The 17,072-nt window shown below is 34.5% G+C and carries 15 protein-coding genes; all 15 read right to left on the minus strand.

Annotated features, from left to right (window positions below; translation table 11 throughout):
• Positions 1 to 97 precede the first annotated feature (97 nt).
• Complete coding sequence (locus AAEY97_RS18850; protein WP_351000787.1) at positions 98 to 2,032, minus strand: polysaccharide biosynthesis protein; 1,935 nt, start codon at positions 2,030 to 2,032, stop codon at positions 98 to 100.
• 304 nt (positions 2,033 to 2,336) lie between these two features.
• Complete coding sequence (locus AAEY97_RS18855) at positions 2,337 to 2,885, minus strand: sugar transferase (protein WP_351000790.1); 549 nt, start codon at positions 2,883 to 2,885, stop codon at positions 2,337 to 2,339.
• Positions 2,882 to 3,850: a UDP-glucose 4-epimerase family protein gene (locus tag AAEY97_RS18860; RefSeq protein ID WP_351000793.1), complete on the minus strand. Its 969-nt coding sequence runs from the start codon at positions 3,848 to 3,850 to the stop codon at positions 2,882 to 2,884. Before AAEY97_RS18860 ends, AAEY97_RS18855 begins: the two co-directional genes overlap by 4 nt.
• A 19-nt stretch (positions 3,851 to 3,869) precedes the next feature.
• The gene (locus tag AAEY97_RS18865; RefSeq protein ID WP_351000796.1) at positions 3,870 to 5,072 is read right to left on the minus strand and encodes a glycosyltransferase family 4 protein; all 1,203 of its coding nucleotides are present in this window, start codon (positions 5,070 to 5,072) and stop codon (positions 3,870 to 3,872) included.
• The gene (gene wecB, locus AAEY97_RS18870; protein WP_351000799.1) at positions 5,073 to 6,203 is read right to left on the minus strand and encodes a non-hydrolyzing UDP-N-acetylglucosamine 2-epimerase; all 1,131 of its coding nucleotides are present in this window, start codon (positions 6,201 to 6,203) and stop codon (positions 5,073 to 5,075) included.
• On the minus strand, positions 6,191 to 7,078 hold the full coding sequence (locus AAEY97_RS18875; RefSeq protein ID WP_351000802.1) for a dTDP-4-dehydrorhamnose reductase family protein: 888 nt from the start codon (positions 7,076 to 7,078) through the stop codon (positions 6,191 to 6,193). Before AAEY97_RS18875 ends, wecB begins: the two co-directional genes overlap by 13 nt.
• A gap of 2 nt (positions 7,079 to 7,080) precedes the next feature.
• Positions 7,081 to 8,130, minus strand: coding sequence for a polysaccharide biosynthesis protein (locus AAEY97_RS18880; RefSeq protein WP_351000805.1), 1,050 nt, complete (start codon positions 8,128 to 8,130; stop codon positions 7,081 to 7,083).
• 1 nt (position 8,131) lies between these two features.
• The gene (locus AAEY97_RS18885; RefSeq protein ID WP_351000808.1) at positions 8,132 to 9,136 is read right to left on the minus strand and encodes a glycosyltransferase family protein; all 1,005 of its coding nucleotides are present in this window, start codon (positions 9,134 to 9,136) and stop codon (positions 8,132 to 8,134) included.
• 30 nt (positions 9,137 to 9,166) lie between these two features.
• Positions 9,167 to 10,441, minus strand: a complete 1,275-nt coding sequence (locus tag AAEY97_RS18890; protein ID WP_351000811.1) for a hypothetical protein — start codon at positions 10,439 to 10,441, stop codon at positions 9,167 to 9,169.
• Positions 10,442 to 10,508: 67 nt separating this feature from the next.
• The gene (locus AAEY97_RS18895) at positions 10,509 to 11,717 is read right to left on the minus strand and encodes a glycosyltransferase family 2 protein (protein ID WP_351000814.1); all 1,209 of its coding nucleotides are present in this window, start codon (positions 11,715 to 11,717) and stop codon (positions 10,509 to 10,511) included.
• Positions 11,718 to 12,728, minus strand: coding sequence for a CgeB family protein (locus AAEY97_RS18900; RefSeq protein WP_351000817.1), 1,011 nt, complete (start codon positions 12,726 to 12,728; stop codon positions 11,718 to 11,720).
• Between the two features lie 14 nt (positions 12,729 to 12,742).
• Positions 12,743 to 13,642 carry an alpha-1,2-fucosyltransferase gene (locus tag AAEY97_RS18905; protein WP_351000820.1) on the minus strand — a complete coding sequence of 300 codons (900 nt, stop codon included), beginning with the start codon at positions 13,640 to 13,642 and terminating at the stop codon, positions 12,743 to 12,745.
• Positions 13,620 to 14,963: an oligosaccharide flippase family protein gene (locus AAEY97_RS18910; protein ID WP_351000823.1), complete on the minus strand. Its 1,344-nt coding sequence runs from the start codon at positions 14,961 to 14,963 to the stop codon at positions 13,620 to 13,622. The genes AAEY97_RS18905 and AAEY97_RS18910 overlap by 23 nt, the downstream gene beginning before the upstream one ends.
• Before the next feature lie 21 nt (positions 14,964 to 14,984).
• Entirely contained in the window at positions 14,985 to 15,851 is an 867-nt protein-coding gene (locus AAEY97_RS18915) for an NAD-dependent epimerase/dehydratase family protein (RefSeq protein WP_351000826.1), read from the minus strand.
• A gap of 20 nt (positions 15,852 to 15,871) precedes the next feature.
• Positions 15,872 to 17,041: a nucleotide sugar dehydrogenase gene (locus AAEY97_RS18920; protein WP_351000829.1), complete on the minus strand. Its 1,170-nt coding sequence runs from the start codon at positions 17,039 to 17,041 to the stop codon at positions 15,872 to 15,874.
• Positions 17,042 to 17,072: the final 31 nt, after the last annotated feature.

Genomic DNA, 17,072 nt, shown 5'->3' on the forward strand with positions numbered 1-17,072 from the left:
CCTTGTAAAAATAAGCCTAATATAAATTTAGACTTTGGCCAATCTGTGATTAATGAAGGAGTACTAAGGAAACAAAGAAGTCCTGATAATCGAAAAATTAAGATACAAGGTTAATGACCTTCTTAGCAGCATCAGAGTTTTTAGCTTTTTGCTGATAAACTAAATCGCAAATACCATCTGTCGGCGCAAAACCTGTAGGTGTTTTAAGTAAAATATCGCGAATGGCTTCATGGTTAAACTGATGACAAGCTAAATCTAAACGGTCTAAAATTACAGAATACTCTGCCCAAGTTAAATACAACTCATTAGCTGTCATGATACGCTCATGTTCAGTACCTGTGACATCATCGCCAATAAGCAATTCTTCGTATAATTTCTCGCCTGGGCGTAATCCGCTAAACTCGATAGCAATATCACCCTCGGGGTTTTTCTCGCTACGTACTTCATAACCACTTAAACGAATCATTTTTTTAGCTAAATCAACAATTTTTACCGACTTGCCCATATCCAGTACAAATACATCACCGCCTTTACCCATAGCCCCTGCTTGAATCACTAACTGGGATGCTTCTGGTATCGTCATAAAAAATCGGGTAATTTCAGGGTGAGTAACAGTTACAGGGCCACCATTAGCAATTTGAGTTCTAAACAAAGGCACAACTGAGCCTGATGAACCAAGCACATTGCCAAATCTAACCATACAAAAACGAGTTTTATTGTTCTCTCGTGACAATGCCTGTAAAACTAGCTCTGCCATACGTTTAGTGGTGCCCATTACATTCGTTGGACGTACCGCTTTGTCTGTTGAAACCAACACAAATGTCTCAACCTTTGCAGCGATAGCAGCCCTAGCAGTATAGAGAGTACCAAATACGTTATTGCGAACACCTTCAACGACATTGTGCTCTACTAGAGGCACATGCTTATAAGCTGCCGCATGATAAACCGTTTGCACACCAAACGACTCCATAACCGCTTGCACACGATTTTCGCGCTGTACTGAACCCATTATAGGTAAAATTCTGACATTTAAACCGAGCTCTTTAGCCGTTGCATTTAATTCACGATCTATGGCGTACAAAGCAAACTCAGATAACTCAAAAAGCACTAACTTTTTAGGTGACTGTTTCAAAATCTGTCTACACAACTCCGAACCTATAGAGCCTCCTGCACCAGTGACCATAACCACTTTATCTTTAATATTGGCAGATAAAAGGTCTTCACGAGGATTAACAGCATCACGCCCCAGTAAATCATCGATTTCGACTTCTTTAATATCACTGTAAAGCTTAGTGCCATTTACTAGATCGGCCATTGCTGGAATTGTCAATATTTGAACAGCCAAAGGCTCCAGCCGAGTCAATATAGCCTGACGTTTAGCGCGGGTGGCACTTGGCATAGCAAGTAAAATTTTAGTCACTGACTTTTGCTGGATCAACTTACGAATAATTGAAGGTGAATGAACATGAACCCCTTGTATAACCGTACCATGTAAGCACACATCATCATCAACGAAAGCAAAAGGATGATATTCATGGCTTTGAACCAACGACGTTAATAATTGACGACCACTCACACCAGCACCATAAATGATTACGGGCTCACCAGTACGTTTCATTCCAGACCCAACAATAGAGCGAACAATAGTTCTTGAACCACCAATAAAAACTAATGAAAATGCGGCATATATTAACGGAACTGTGCGAGGGATATTAGCTTCCGCATAAAAAGAGACCAACACTAATGTAATGGTTGATACCGTAACCCCAATGACAATGGCAATTAGAGCTTGCAAGCCCATGTAACGCAGCACTGCTCGGTAAAGGCCTAATTTAGCAAATAATATTAAACTTATGGGCAGAACGATTGAAATGACCATCCAAAAAGTGGCATTGCTCAACACACTGATATCATCAAGCCGAACCAATAGTGCAGCCCAAAAAGCAAAAACTAAAAAAAATGAATCAACAAAAAGACTTACCAACCGTTTCTGAGGACGAGGTAAAGAGAAAATACGTTGCAAAAAATCCATTTCGCGCTCCAAATTAATAACATTCATAGTAATAAAAACTTATCTACATTAAAAAGATAGTCTAACCTGTCAAAACATCGAGTTTGACACGAGTGTGTATTATTGATAAAAGTTATGTGATACCGAAAAGACAACATCAGCGGAATATCCAATAAGATATTGGTTAGTATTAGCCTCTTGATGAAACAGCAAAAGACATTAAAAATGCTGAGAGAATTTACCTAACCTGCAGAATTCATTTAGATAAAAGCAATCATAGCAGATGTCAAACCAACGTATTATCAAGTATAAAAGAAAGATATAATTATTTTACTGCATCACCTGAACCACTACCTGTAATCGTCATTAAGATATACTTAAAATAGTTTTGAATAGTCAGCGTATCTATCATCTTTTTGTCTGTTTCAGCGAGAAGCTTTGGTATTGACATATCAATATTATGCACCTGAGCCAACCCAGTCACTCCTGGTAGTACATTGTAGACGCCTAAAGCATCACGCTCTTTAATCAACTCTTCTTGGTTAAAAAGATTAGGACGAGGACCGACTAAACTCATTTCGCCCTTAACAACATTAATTAACTGTGGAAGTTCATCAATTTTTGTTTTTCGCAAAAAAACACCAAGTTTAGTGATAGAAGCATTACTCGCTAAATGACTTGCTACAGATTTTGTCTCAACTGACATAGTGCGAAATTTAATCAATTTAAAAGGTTTTTTATTTCGACCTACGCGAGTTTGAACAAAAATCGGCGAGCCAGTATCAAACAAGCCTATAATCGTCACAATAAGCAATACTGGCCACAGGAATAATAAACCAAGGAATGCAGAAAAGAAGTCGATAAAACGGATCATTTGTTTTTCTCTTTATTTTTTAAAAAAGCTTCAGCTGTTTTTTTGAACCCCTGCGCCATAGTTTGCGGTGGAGCCCAACCTAAAATGTCTTTTGTTTGGGAAATATCAACCTGTAAAGAGCCGCATAAACGCTGTGCTATAGCTGGTTTACCAATTATTCTACTAGCAACATTAAACCAAGAAGCAGGAACAGGTATTAGTCTATTTGGCACCGATAAAGCAGTTGCCATATTTTGCAATAGTCCAGTTGTAGAGACATCATCATTATCAGATACTAAAAGAGTTTGATTGGCGGCTTTAGGGTGATCGATACAGGTAATAATTAAATCAACTAAATTATCAACTGATACAAAGCTACGTTTATTATGTTTGAGACCACCCAATGGCAATGGTACACCTTTATATACCCATTTCATCATTGAAGAAAAATTTGCTTTCACGTTAGGACCATAAACCAAAGGTGGTCGAATAATGACAATCTCCATTCCGGTTTCTTTAGCTATTCTACGCAACCCAATCTCCGCTTCATATTTACTTAATCCATATGGATCTGTCGGTATAAAAGCATCGTCCGGTTTAAACGGAAAACTATGCTCTGTTGACTCACCATTTACTTTGATTGAACTGATAAATATAAAACGTTTTACACCTGCATCAGCAGCCTGTTGAGCAAGATTTAACGTCCCATAGGTATTCACTTCACGAAACTCATCTAATGGACTTGACGAGCTATCATGCATAATGTGTACACGAGCGGCACAATGGATGACAATATCGGCTCCTGTTACAATGATTTCCCAGTTTTGATTTTTACATATGTTATCAATAGGAAACAGAGAAACTTGACCACCACGTGTTTTATTTGGGTTGCGAACAGCTGCGCGTATATTATTTTCTTTATTAAGCAAACGAGGTAAAAGAGCCTGCCCCACAAACCCACTAATGCCAGTTAAAACGATTTCCATTACATGCCCTTGTTAAATATTATGAATTTAAGTTGTTTAATATTATCTTCGCAGCGGATTCAACCGAAAACTGGCTTGCTAACAAACGGTTGGCGTTGTCACCAATTTGCTTTCTTAAATTCTTATCCGCAGCAAGAGCCTTCGCAGCATTACAAAACTCAGCATCTTGCCCATTTACAAGAATATAACCGGCATTGACGTCAGTAATGACTCCACTTAGATCATTGCCTTCATTAATACTCCCTAAGATAGGTAATGATTCAACCATGTAGCCGAGCAATTTTCCTGGAAAGTTATGCGTTTTGTGTGATGCAGCCAAAGAAAAAAGACCTATATCAACTTGGCTCAGTATTTCTTTATATTTTGCTTGAGAGACCGATGGTAGCAAAGTGGTATTTGTTAAGTTTTGAGACTCAATAGTTTCCTTTACTAACGTAACTTCATCACCTTGTCCTAAAAAAAGAAAATGGGCATTTGTGACTTCTTTCATCGAATGTGCTAAACGTAATAAATTGCCCATATCTTGTGCATGACCAATATTACCTCCGTAGAAGAAAATAACTTTACCTTGTAGACCATAAGTTTCACGTAAGTCTGCATTACCGCTTCTAGGGAACGAAGCATTGATGTCAGCCCAATTATATAATACATGTGTTTTAAACTTATCTTGGTACTTATCGGTAAATAAGGTCAAATTCTTCGGCGACATTAATCCAATATAGTCAGACGCACTATAATTAACGCTTTCGAAATAGCGAAAATATTTTTCGATTAGAGATCCCTTTCTTATTAATCCCTCATCAATAGCCCATTGCGGAAACATATCACGTAAGATTAAATAAGATTTACAGCTGTTTTTAGCCTTAATTTTTTTTACTAGCAGGCCAAAGAAAGTTGATGGTGAATAATAAATAACCCCGTCAAAGGGCTCTTTTTCAATTTCGCGACGAACGGCAAGCCAAGCATTAAAAGATAATAAGGTTTCATTAATAGCTCGCTTTATCTTACCATGCCCTCTTAACTTACCGCTTTTAAACTTCCAATAAGTAATATTATCAATAAAAGACTTATTTAGTCGCTCAGCTTGCTTAGGTTTCCCAGGAGCAATAATAATCACAGTATGCCCCTGCTTAATAAACTCTGAAGCAAGTTCATGCAACATTTTTGCATGTACTAAGGTACTGTCAGGAAGACTATCATCGCCAATAATAGCTAAATGCATTTAAGATTTTTTCCAAACAAATTTATTAACGTAATCTGTATAGCTAGTAATAATTCGTACCACTTTATCAGAAACATTTGGCGCAATATAATCTGCGACTATATTCAAAGTGCGTTGTTCACCATCACATTGATCTTCTAATATTTCAATAGCCTGCAATATTCGGTCAATCTCCATACCAGTAAACATAACCGCACCTTCTTCAAAACCTTCTGGTCGTTCTTGAGCTTCACGAATATTTAACGCTGAAAAATTCATAATAGAAGATTCTTCAGTGATCGTCCCACTGTCACTCAATACCAGCTTCGACTCACATTGAAGTTTCACATAATCAGAGAAACCCAATGGCTTAAGGAGTTGAACTAATGGAGAGAACTGAAGGTTTAATTCCTCAATCTTCTTTCGCGTTCTTGGATGTGTTGAAACAATAATAGGTAAACTAAACTTATCTGCAATCGTATTTAACACATCAACATATTTGTGGATATTAGAATTAGAGTCTACATTCTCTTCTCTGTGTACACTGACAACAAAATATTTCCCAGCTTCAAGCGATAAGCGAGATAACACATCAGATGAATTAATACTTTCTTTATAAAAAGACAATACTTCATCCATCGGACTACCTGTTTTAATAATGAATTCTGGTTTTAACCCCTCACGTAAAAGATATTCGCGCGCAATATCGCTATACGGCATATTTACATCTGAAATATGATCAACTATTTTACGATTTATTTCTTCAGGGACACGCAGATCAAAACAACGATTTCCAGCTTCCATATGAAAAATAGGTATTTTTCGACGTTTAGCAGAAATAGCAGACAGAGCACTATTTGTGTCACCTAGAATAAGTAAGGCATCGGGCAGCAAATCAGAAAATACTTTATCAGACTTACTGATAACTTGTGCCATCGTATCTGCAGCAGTTTCGCCAGCACACTCTAAAAAAACATCAGGTGCACGAATACCTAAATCATCGAAAAATATCTGATTTAATTCATAGTCATAGTTCTGACCAGTATGGATTAATGTATGGTCACAATATTTATCTAATTTAGCGATTGTTCTTGATAAACGAATAATTTCAGGCCGCGTACCAACAATTGTTGCTACTTTTAATTTATGCATCTGTGCTTCTCATATCTATTCTTATAATCTTCATGCATTTCAGAAACAAGCGCTTCCCAGGTAGGAATTTCTAAGCTTAATGCATCGCGTAATTTTTCTGAGTTTAATGAACGGTCTATCTGTAACTCTGTTGACTCAATTATATCTATCTTTTTATTATATATATCAGCAACAAGATTCAATAATGCGAACTTATCTATAGGTTCAACACTTAATTGATATAAGCCAGACAAATCACTTGCAGGGAGTATTTTTTCAATGAGGAACCGAGCGACAACACAAGTTGGCAGTCCGGAGAAGATAGCTTTCGAGAACCCCTTTGTACTGTTTTGTTGTGATAAAAACCAATCAACTAAACTCACTGCCGAATCTAACTCGTGACCGATTATTGAAGTTCGAAGCGTAAGGTGAGGCGCATAATCAACTTCACCTAGGCATTTTGATCTTCCATATAAATCTACCGCATCAGGGATATCTTGTTCATTATACATCCCCTTTTTTCCGTCAAAAATACAATCAGTAGAAAAATGAATAAGTTTACAAGAATATCTATCACACATGCCAGCAAGCTGATGAGGTAAAAGACTATTGATCGCGATAGCATCCACATGCTGTTTGGAAATACTATGTTGCTTAATCAAGCCTATACAGTTAATGACAACAGCAGGCTTTAATTCTTTGAGCACAGCCTCAATTGTTGCTAAGTCACTCACATTTACATTTTTGAACAACTGCTCTTCGCAATCATGAAAAAATAACTCTTTGCCTGCTATACTGCGAACAGTTCCATAAACATCTAATTGTGTTGCATTACTAAGGTTCTGGAACAGACTATAACCAAGCATACCTGTTGCACCGATAATTAAAACCTTCATTTTTAAACACCTTCTGGAACTGATACATTACCAGACTCAATTTCACGCATAAAATCAAGTTTTCGTAGTAAATTCTTCATTCCCTCAACATCTAAACGTTCGGTATTATGTGAATTATAATCTTCTACTGAAGATAAGTCTTGTTCACCCTGTTCATAATATTTTGAATAATTCAAATCACGGTTGTCAGCTGGTATACGATAATAATCTCCTTGATCTTGAGCGACAAACATTTCTTCGCGACTGCACAATGCTTCAAATAACTTTTCACCATGTCGCGTTCCAATCACATTAACTTGATGTTCGGGTTGATCAATCATCTCTAAAATAGCTTGAGTTAAAACCTTAATAGTTGCAGCAGGAGCTTTTTGCACAAAAATGTCACCGTTAGAACCATGTTCAAACGCATGTAATACTAAATCGACAGCATCATCTAATGTCATCATAAAACGAGTCATGGATGGGTCAGTAATTGTTAGTGGTGTTCCATCAATAATTTGTCGAATAAATAAAGGTATAACAGAGCCACGAGAGGCCATAACATTACCATAACGTGTAGCAGAAATAACAGTATTGGTACCTTCTAAGTTACGGCTTTTAGCAACAATCACTTTTTCCATCATAGCCTTGGAAATACCCATAGCATTGATTGGATAAACGGCCTTATCTGTACTTAAGCAAACCACACGACTTACGCCATGAAAAATTGCGGAATCTAAGACATTTTCTGTACCAAGTACATTGGTTTTCACTGCCTCTAATGGATAAAACTCACAAGAAGGTACTTGCTTTAGTGCTGCAGCATGATATACAAAATCAACTCCACGCATTGCAGTTGATATACTTTGTGGATCACGCACATCACCAATAAAAAATTTAAGTTTTTCACTATTAAAAGCTTTACGCATATCATCTTGCTTTTTCTCATCACGTGAGAAAATACGAATTTCCTTGATATCAGAATCAAGAAAACGCTTTAATACTGCATTACCGAAAGAACCAGTTCCACCGGTTATTAATAACACTCGACCATTAAAAATATCATTTATCATACTAAAAATCCCAATTGCCCTTTAAATATTCTTCTCTGAAATATACTTCAGTACTGACTAAACTCTGTTCAATTTTACTAACTAAATTATCAAAGTCGTAAAACTTATGAAGTCCATATATCAAGCCGAATTGATCTTCAAGACCTTTTACATAAGGCTTGTCTAAAACGAAAACCGGTTTCCCTCTAACTAAAGCTTCAAAAATGGGCAAGCAAAGAGTTTCGGTTTCAGAAACAATTATAACCCCATCACACTTATCAATTGCGTTTATAAATTGTTGTTTGGATAAATTCCCCAAATACCTCAATTTGCTATTGTGATCTTTAGAAAAATCAACGTCCAAGTTCGTAGATGTAATATAGAATTCTAGTTCGTTATTGTATGAGTGAGATGCAAATTCTTTAATTAAACTAAAATTCTTGTGAGATTGAGTCAGATCCATGATTGGTACTAAAAGTTTAAATGGAGCTTTAGCATCATAAGTTTGTTGATAATGACTTTTATCATCTAAATATTGAACACTAACTCCGGGCCATCTAACTTTACATGACGGAAGAAACCCCATTGACTTTAAAAATTGTTCTTTTACATATGTTGTTTGAAAAATATATAGATTCTTACTTTGTAACCCGTACTTAGATATAAGTCTCAGTATTTTAAATTTAAATCCTTCTCCATTCAAAATTAACATATTGTGAAAGTAAGTTATTTTCGATATGGATGGAGCAGAAAAAATACAATTTAAGTTTGAAAAGCTTATAACTTTTGTACAGCGAAAATATAATGCAATGAAAAAACTTAAAAAAAGACTAAAAAAAAGAGTAGATAAACCATCAGTAGAATATTTCACCCATTTACAATGCAATGGTAGTTTTTGTGGTTTAAAAGGACAAAAAACATAATAATAATTAGCATCATCATCAATCTTACTTTCTAAATAACTTTCTAAAATTGTACTGCCACCACCATACTTTGCAGCTGTACCATTAATAAAAACTTTGTTCATTATCGAGACCTACTATGCCAAATAGATAAATTATTTCGATTTGCCAACCCAAAAGGATTTACGCATCTCCATTGATAAAATGATAAAAAAGACAATTACTAAACTAGGTGTTATATATTGAAAAATTTGAAGAGGAATTTCATACAGCCATATTTTAACTTCATTATACCCCCATGGTTTGAAGAACAACAAAAGAAAAGGAATCGCTAGAAAATTGAGTCTAACTAGGAACATGGCTAATATATAAATATAAAATGCAGAAATTATAGGCACAAGTAAAACTCCAAGAGTACCAAATTCCCAATAGGAATGAGCACTAGGAAAAAACTCTGTCATGTTCCACCATTCACCTCTGATATCACTATTAATAAGGTACATTCCCATCGAATACTTATCTATTCCAATAGAGCCTGGAATAGGCTTATCAGGAAAATAACTTCTAGGTAACGGAGCATACATAGAGCTCTCTAAAGGCGTCATGCCAGCAAAGTCAGAGTTCATTCCTCTACGTAAGAAAGCGACACTAAGTCTGGATTGCTCACCGTAGCGGAACTCAGCTTCATCAACCAAGCTTCTCTTCTGTTCCCCTATATTTCCACTTGATAACATACTAACCTTATCTTCTGAATCTAGATGTCGTATACTCATGTAGTAAGATTGAAAAAGCGCAAAAAATAACAATATAAGTCCAACATTAATTACTAATTTTTTCTTATTAAAAATAAAGAAAATGAAAATCATAAAAAACAAAGAATGAATGATTAGCCCTCTAACTCCACTGATGACTGACATGATAATAAATACGAAGAAAGCTATAAAAGATAACAAAAAATATGAATTATTTTTATTTTCCCACTTAAAATAAGCCAAGCAAAAACAAGCTAGAACCGGCCCTAAAGCTAATACTAGTGGTTTAAACATTGAAATGACGGGTAAATCTAAATTAATGAAATTATGAACATTAAAGACAGCGATAAAATCATCAAGCGAGAAGAGCAAATAAAAAAACAAAGTTACAAGCATAAACTTTTCAGCTATGTCTATCCAGTACCGGCTTTTTTTAACACTTTTACTTTTTCTAATAAAGAAAACAAAAACACCTATCCATATTATATAAGATAGTGCTTCCATAAAATATACAACAGCGATTTCAACCAACCCAACGTTAACAGCTAAATCAACTTTAAACCCGCTTACGCCTCTTAATATCGCGGGTAATAGCATATAAAAAAATATCTTGTAATAAATTAAATATTCTACAAACTGAAATAATACGTTTCCATAGCCTCTAAAAACAGAAAACATTACCCTAGTATAACATATAGTAAAAATACTTATAAGAATTAGAATTAAACTATAAATTAGTATCATTTTATAATCGTTCTGTTAAGGAACTTCTCAATATCTCTGAGAGGACTTGATTATTATTTTCAACATGATGTTCAAGTTGAAGTTGCGCTTCGTGAATATCTTGAATGTTCCCAACAAACCCCCTTCCCCCAGCTGCGGTTGGTGTAAGAAGTCTTTTACCATATCTAAAAATCAAAGTGACGATTTCTTTTGATATTTCAAAAAAAATTGACATATAAATACTTAAAGGTGATAGCTTGTATTCATTTTTATAGACAGCTAAGGATTGGTCAATATGGATTCGTTTATCCCAATGGCGTAGGTAGCATACTGCATACAATTTAAGAAAGTTGTACTCTTTCAGCAGATCCGCATCTAAGGCTTTGAGTGTCGAATATGCAGCCTGAGCCCAAACAGTTTCAACACTCGTAAATTGAGGTAACAGATTTGGCCATTTTAAATTTTTAAATCGTTTAGTATGAGAGTCTTCAGCTAAACTTCCTTTATGGGTATTCATAGCACTACGACCAGAGTTACTATTTCCTGCAGCACCAGGTAATGTTAGTGGATAATCTATTTCTAAATATTTGTCGCAAACTAATGCTAATCCGACAGCACCAGATACATCAGGACTAACACCATGAAAAAAATCACCCGACTTATCTTTAATAATATTCATCAGGTTTTTACTAACAATACTATGATAAACTTTTGGCAACCCTTCGGTACCAAGTGAACCTTTTTTAAGTGATTTTTTCAAATTTAATTTTGAATCACACCATTTAAAATCACCAAATTGTTTCTTGATATATAACCGACCTGCGTGAGCATTTCCAAAAAAACGAGATTTAAAATCGGGCCAGGCATAATTAGCAACAACTAAAGGAGAAACTACTTCTATATTATTATCCATTGCCCATCTACTGACACTGATTGCATCTGCTGTAATTGTATCATCATCACCTATCAAGCAAACATAAAGACCCGTTGCTTTAGACATTGCGAGATTATAGTTTTCAGTCATTGATAAAGGACTTTCTACATGAGAATACTTTAATCTATTATCCTGAATAGAGGATACGGCATCTCTCAGTTGATAATTATCGCTAGTATCAGTTACTACTAATTCAATATCAGGATCAGGAAAAGATAAAATAGAATTTATTGCGCTTATTGCATAGGATGCTCTATTATGTGTGGGCATTACTACAGTTAAAATTGGTTTTAACATTTATATTCCCATATCACTGAATATTTTATTTAATCTATCTGAAAGCGAATGATTACAAGAAACTAAACGATTGTAACCAGCACTTGCTATTTTACCGCGCGCGACGTCATTATTCATATAAAATTTATACTTATCGACCATCTCCTCAGGTGAAGAAAATAACACTATCTCTTTATCCTCATCAAATATAGTTTTTAAAGCATCACTTCTTTCTGCTAATTGGAATCCATGAGCTGCTGGTATCTCAAAATTTCTTAAGTTAGTGGTATCCATATTTTCAACAGTTAACAAGTTTAGATTTACCTTGCTTGCAGAATAAATATCCATCATATGAGCAATGCCGACAGATTTGTTAATCTGTCCTTCAGATATAATCTTACTATTATTTATATTTTTATTCCATCCCCAACCAAAAACTTGCATCTTTGGATCAGATACCGCAGCAACATATTTAGCACGTCTCTCACTCCATGAACCAATGAAGTTACTATCGAATTGGTAATTAGTTGGCAATGAGTTAACCAAATCAATACCGTACCGATAATACCAATTTAATTCATATATATTCTTCATTCCAAAGTCTTCATATTGTTCTTTGAGATGAATTCTAGGTGAGAAATGAGCATGATACATAGGTAGCGATTCCAGTAGCCAACCGGTACTATTTAACTTATTAAATGGGTGGTCTGTATTCCAATTCACAACGTATTTAATCTTGGTAGTTGCTAACTCTGTTGTAGCTGGATAGATATACTTCCCACTTAAAACTAAAAATAAATCATAGTTTCCAAGTTTTATTATTCTTTGTAAATCATGATTGAGCTTTGCAATGTTACGATTAACAAAAATTTTATCCTTAACTCTATTCGAGATTGATGAAGCACTCATAGAGGGAAAATAAAATGACCAATCAAACATATCAACTCTATGGCCAAGATCTTCAGCAGCTTCTTTAAATGGATATCTAGTACCACTAGAATAAAGTTCTGTTTCATAAATTAGTATTTTCAATTTAGATATTCTCTTTAAATTTCTACAATAAGGCCTTTCCAATATTCAGGCATTTGACCTGTATAATCCCATCGCCATTTACTTTTTAATTCATCCTTTAGTTGTGGGTAAAAAACCATTCTATTTTGGCCTGAATCAGCCAACCAAGCAGCCCACCAACTGAAAGTGCTATTAGCAATAACAAAATGTTTACACTTTGTCATCAACCAAAAGTCCCAAATTGCATTTTGTTCATCTAAATTATTATGAGTAACAAAGGTGACATTATTTGAAGGAAAAGTAATTAATTCCTTTGACCGTTCAGGGTCATCAGAAAAAACAAAATAATTAAGCGAGCTATTACTTTCATGTAAAATAGCTAAGGCTTCTTTATAATACTCCGCTGTTGCATTAGTTTCAGATAGCTCTCCCCCAAACCATCGAACATGTACTGCTACAGAGGTTGAATTAGTAATAGTATCGAACATACTAAGGTTGTCTTGATCACTAGGTGGACTTATGAACAAATCAGCTCTAATTACGTCAGCAACATCTGCAAAATACGTTTCACTTTGCCACAGGCCATCAATTGTTGTGTTTTTTTTAACTCTAACATCTAAGACTCGAGCATCGAAATCTTCGAATTCTTGTTCTATATAATTCCTATTCTCAAAGCTTTTAATTCTTGAAAGCCTTTTATTAATAAACCGTCGTAAACGATGCATCGGATAAAACCTTTCTGCCTTTGTTGCTTTCCTAGAGGAAATATTGAAAGCATCAAGCATATAAGACCTTTTATACTCAAAATCTCTTGTAAAACCGGAAATATCATCAATTACAAGTTCACATTGATTAATTAACGCAAGTCGACGAGCAGCTGCATAGCAATACAACTGATTACCCAAACCACCTTTAATTCTTACTATTAACTTCATTTTCAGTAATATTCCTAAAAAATGTTATTATTATAATCCAAGCCAAATAAATTACTCCATAACAGATTAATCCAATAACTATGCCCTCGATCCCATAATAAAATGCACCGATTATATTGAATGCTATACCTAAAATTGACGTAACTATTTTAGGTTTTAATAAAACATTAGTATTTACTTCGCTTTGTAAGATTAATGTCGCAGCTTGTCCTGTAGCAAATAAGCCTGCTGCTATACACATATAGGGTAACAAGTATGCGATATGGGAATACTCTTCTGAAAATAGAATTTCAAATATATATGTATTAGTAAAAAAAAACACAAATGAAATAAACAAAGTGATTGAACCTGATAATACAATCAGAATACTACCCGTTTTCATTATTTTTAATTTATTACCAGCTTCAATATCTAGTCCTGCATGCCTAAAGAAGAATGGTGTAACAAGTTGAATAAGTATGCCAATTATCAGCGTAACAGGAAAATAACCTATTTGATAAAGGACAGAGTAAAAACCTACATCATCTAAATCAGAAAATAAGTTTAACGCCCATCTATCAGATACAAGGTGCAAGGAAGTGAAGCCTCCCCATAGAACAAAAGGTATTGAATATTTTTTGATTTTAGAAATCCAATCAACGCACTTCTCATTTTTCTCATTTTTCTCATTTTTCTCATTTTTATTAATCATTTTATTAATAAAAAATAACTGAGAAAAAACAAGAGCAACTAATGCTAAAATATAACCGGATATTGCAGATAGAGTCGAACTTCCAAACATCATTATAATCAGAACTGCAAATATAACTTTTAACCAAGGCTCAACTCCTTGATAAAAAGAAGTTATAGTTTGATTTTGTGCTGCTAAAAATAATCCATTAAATATTGAACTATACGATGTAATAATGCTGAAAAGTGTTATCAATAAAACTAAAATAGCCCAAGTAGCACTCGATTCGTCTTGATGGAACATTATTAAATAGAATGAGAATAGACACCCAATTGACAGAATTATTCCATTTAGAATCTTTAGTGCATGATAAATACTATTTAAATAGCTTTTAGTGTCGCCATTTTGAACCGCAGCCATGTAAAATCTGGTACTTCCTGCACCTAAAGGACCGATAAAGAGCTGAGTAGCGATTATTGAAAAAGTCATTAACAAATTTAAGCCACCGTAATCTGACGGTGACAAATAGCGAGTTAATATATATACAGTGAATAAAGAGCCTAAAGCTGATATACAGCGTCCTAAAGTTACAAAAACTGCATCAGTTAAATATACACGGACTTGATTGATTGTTTGAGATATTAAGAACAATTTAATTTACCTGCACTAGAACTAACCAATATCAGCTTTGTTTTTCCAGTTATTAATATAATCAACTATACTATGTTTAGCTCTCCAACCAAGTATTTCTGTTTTGGAAGTTACAACTTCCGCCGTAAGTCTATTTCCACTTCTTTCAGGTATGAATTGTATTTCTCTACCAAACATATTTGCTATTTCCAGAATTGAATACGCTTCTGGGTTACCAATACCATATCCGTCTCCAGATCCTTTTTCTCCAACAAGGATTAAGCCATTTATGATATCGTCAACATGGGTAAAATTTCTTAATTGTGTTCCAGGTTTAACTACAGTCAAATTCTCTGAGGCCAGATATTTCTGCTGGAAAAGTGCAATTAAAGTCGCATATTTTCCATTTTTTATTTCTCGATTACCATAAACATTGTAAAAATAAGTAATTGCATATGAAATGCCGAACCAGTCACCGTAATTTTTAACTAGTTCAGTATTACTTGCTTTTGACCACGCATAAGGGCTTGCATTGCGACCAGCACCATCATCGCCAAACTTAGTACTGCTACCAGCATATACAATTTTGCATTCATGTTTTCGGACAAAATTCAACACAGATATGATTCCATTACGGTTCATTTTCCATACTAAGTCAATATCATCAAAACTCTGCTCTACTCTAGAGTACTCACCTAAGTGATAAATAATATCAGGTATAAAGGTTATTAAGGCTTCTATATCTTCCGTTGACCCCTCTATATATGTAACACCTTGTACATGATTGTCTTTAGTGCCCGTAAAGTAATTATCTAGCGAGTAAACATCATTATTCGGATTCTTTGCTAGAGTTTCACAAAGATTTGACCCAACAAGACCCGCTCCACCAGTAACCAGAATTTTATTCATTTTAGATCCCACTAATTTCATTATATATCACAACTAAATATGTCTCGTGTATAAACTTTCTGTTCAATATCGCTAAGATCTTCTGAGAGTCTATTTGCAACAACTATATCTGCTAAGGCTTTAAAATGATTTATATCTTTAATCACTTTATGACCTTCAAAATCATCGGTAATTAAAACAGGTTCAAAAATAATAACTTGTACGCCAGCACCTACAAAAATTTCGATTAAGTCCATCATCGCAGCACTTCGAAAGTTGTCTGAACCAGATTTCATAATTAATCGATATATCCCAATTATTTTAGGATTTAAGTTCAAAACTTGGTTAGCTACAAATCGCTTTCTAGTTACGTTCGAATCTACTATTGCAGAAATGAGATTGTTTGGGACTCCCTTAAAGTTTGCTTTAAGCTGTTTTGTGTCCTTTGGAAAGCAATAGCCACCATAACCAAAAGATGGGTTGTTATAGTGAGAACCTATTCGAGGGTCTAACCCAACACCGTCAATTATGTCTTTTGCATTTAAGTCCATTGTTTCACAATAAGAATCTAATTCATTGAAGTATGCTACTCTCATCGCTAAATATGAATTTGAAAATAGCTTTATAGCTTCAGCCTCTGTTGAGTCAGTAAACAAAACAGAAACATCTTTTTTAATGGCACCACGCTCTAATAATCCTGCAAAAATCATAGCTCGATCAGATTTCTCTCCAACTATAATCCTACTAGGATAAAGATTATCATGTAATGCTTGGCCTTCTCGTAAGAATTCTGGGGAAAAAATGATATTTTCAGTTTCAAAAGTTTTTTTGATGCTGCTAACATACCCTACTGGAATTGTTGATTTAATTACCATCGTGGCATCTGGATTATGCTTAAGAACCCGTGAAATCACATACTCTATTGATTTTGTATTAAAAGAGTCATTAATATCATCATAATCAGTAGGAGTGGCAATTATAATAAAGTCGGCATTAAAATAAGCTTCTTCTTCATCTAACGTGGCTTTGAAACTCAAATCACTTTTTAATAAATACTCTTGAATATCTGGATCATCTATTGGCGATATTTTATTATTTAAAAGTTCTACTTTGTCTGGAACTATATCTAATGCTATAACTTCATTATGCTGTGCTAAAAGTAAAGCATTCGATAAACCTACATAACCAGTTCCGACCACTGCAATTTTCATTTTACTACCTTTTCTGTATAAATATAAAACT

The organism is Shewanella sp. TB7-MNA-CIBAN-0143, assembly GCF_040310065.1.
In the GTDB taxonomy this organism is placed as follows: domain Bacteria; phylum Pseudomonadota; class Gammaproteobacteria; order Enterobacterales; family Shewanellaceae; genus Shewanella.